The organism is Pseudomonas sp. Colony2 (assembly GCF_019382755.1).
In the GTDB taxonomy this organism is placed as follows: domain Bacteria; phylum Pseudomonadota; class Gammaproteobacteria; order Pseudomonadales; family Pseudomonadaceae; genus Aquipseudomonas.
The window spans coordinates 1,424,462-1,424,934 of sequence record NZ_CP080030.1 but is presented as its reverse complement, the minus strand read 5'-3'; the positions used below and the strand labels follow the sequence as shown (position 1 = coordinate 1,424,934).

The 473-nt window shown below is 53.1% G+C and carries 1 protein-coding gene; it reads left to right on the top strand.

The genetic code is table 11. The features are described from left to right. Positions 1 to 324: hypothetical protein (locus tag JV201_RS05970; protein WP_257903294.1), on the top strand; the 324-nt coding region annotated here is incomplete at its 5' end. Positions 325 to 473: the final 149 nt, after the last annotated feature.

Here is a 473-nt window from a genome sequence, read left to right as displayed (position 1 = left end):
TATCACGACCCGTCTTTGAGTCACGATGAAGCTATCAGCTTCCTCACCACTAACGAGCTAAGCAAGGTCACAGAAGCGTTAATATCCATCGGCCTTAACGAGGCAGACGCTACGTGGGCACAAGAAACCTGCCTCCGGTACGTGAGTAATGACGACGAGGACATCGCGTCAGCTGCCATCATTGCGATAGGCCAGATCGCGCGGCGCTTCGGTCAGCTGGACATGGCGAAAATTTCGCCAGCACTGCAACAAGCAAAAACAAAATCACCGTTTCTGAGTGGTGCCGTACAAGACACCCTTGACGATATCCAGATGTTCACCTGACGTCCCGGATTTTCTCCAACAAAAAACCCCAACCGGTCACCCGGCTGGGGTTTTTCTTTGCCTGCAACCTTACCCTTAACGAGTAACGCGGCTTGTCCCGTTCACGGTCATGATGCGAACGCGGTCGCCAATGCGGAAGACTTCGTTCT